Annotated in this window: 2 protein-coding genes; both read right to left on the bottom strand. The window is 33.9% G+C overall.

Going from position 1 to position 1,408, the window contains the following annotated elements:
- Positions 1-592, bottom strand: a 592-nt coding sequence (locus tag BKH40_RS08540; protein ID WP_143428487.1) for a hypothetical protein, incomplete at its 3' end; no start/stop codon positions are given.
- A 330-nt stretch (positions 593-922) separates the two neighbouring features.
- Positions 923-1,075, bottom strand: a complete 153-nt coding sequence (locus BKH40_RS08830) for a hypothetical protein (RefSeq protein ID WP_180675177.1) — start codon at positions 1,073-1,075, stop codon at positions 923-925.
- Between the last annotated feature and the right edge of the window lie 333 nt (positions 1,076-1,408).

Genomic DNA, 1,408 nt, shown 5'->3' with positions numbered 1-1,408 from the left:
ACACTTCTTCATCATTCTCGTTGTATTTTGCATTTAACATATCCCTTAAAGCTTCATTTTCCCTTTTTAGCTCGTAGTTTTCTAAGAGATACTCTAATAATTTACGCATAAGCTTAGGCACTTCACCAACTGCTGCTTTATTTACCGCTACTAGTCCATATCCTATTATTCCGGCGAGTTTTTTATGGGTCATGCCTATGTGTTTAAACTTTTCTATAGTTAAAGCTACTATATTTTTCTCACCTTCTTCAACTGGAGTTACTATTAAAAAGTCTAGATTTCTAGCTTTTCTTTCTCTTAGCTCTATTTCTTCTTTTAGGTTTTCATACTTGTTTAGCTTTTTATGTTGTTCAAAAGCTCCATGACAAAAGTAGTTATGTGCATAAAGTCCCCTATAAACTTGTAAGGTTTTAATTATTTTTTTGTTATTTAGCCTTGTTAGCACTGCAGGATCATAGTTTAGCCTCCTTGAAAGCTCTGCCTTAGTAAGTCCTAGCTCTGCACATATAAGCTTTACTAACGCCTCTGGCTCTAGCTCTAATACATTTATACTCTTATCTATGTCTATCTTTTCTGGTGGTTTTGGTCCCATATCTATCCTTTTTGTTTTTAGCTTTTTTGTTCTTTTTGGCTTTTATTGGTTTTTTCTTAGGTTTTTCTTGGTTGCTTCTTGGTTGCTTCTTGGTTTTTTAGCCTTTTCTTGGCTATTCTTACTTTTTCTTAGTTTTTGTTAGGCTTTGTTTGCCTAGCATGGTGTTATATATTTAAAGCTCTTTTGTCTTTTTGTGCTTTAATATGCTAGGCTTAATAGCTCTTTTGCTTTTTTTAAGCTTTGCTTCTTTGGTTAAGACTTAGCCAAAGTGTGCCAACCTTCTAGTATGGCTTGAAGTTTTGGTAAACTAAGGCATTTATTACTAGCACTCTAAGCTCTATCTTTTATAACAGCACTAAAAGCTTTTAGCTTAGCTTCTAAGCTTTTTATCTTTTTATCTTGTCTATTAACACTTAAAACTAAGCTAACTACTACGCCAGCAACTAGCACAAGGCTTATACTGCTTAATATTGAAGTTAACATCTTTTGCTCCTTTTGTTTTGTTTGGATTAAGGGCTAAATTAGCCCTTAGGTATAAAAAGCTTAGCATGTCTTAAAGCCTAACCACTTCTTAGCACTTATAAAGTGCTTTTTTTTGAAGTGGCTTTTTATCCCTACTTAACTAAAACAATAGCAAGGTTTACAATAGCTGTAAGCAGTGCTATAATTGCAGTTATAAGGGTTATTAACTTTTCGGACATGTTAGTCTCCTTATGATTGCTTAGTAACTTGCTTGCACGCAAGTTACAACCTCTAGCCTTACTTTTTTGGTCTTATAGACTTACTTAAGTGCCTAGTTTAACGACATTGCGGTCG

The sequence above is a fragment of the Helicobacter sp. 11S02629-2 genome (assembly GCF_002272875.1).
In the GTDB taxonomy this organism is placed as follows: Bacteria; Campylobacterota; Campylobacteria; order Campylobacterales; family Helicobacteraceae; genus Helicobacter_I.
Note: the sequence above shows the minus strand (reverse complement) of the source record. Positions and strands in the feature narration are given on the sequence as shown.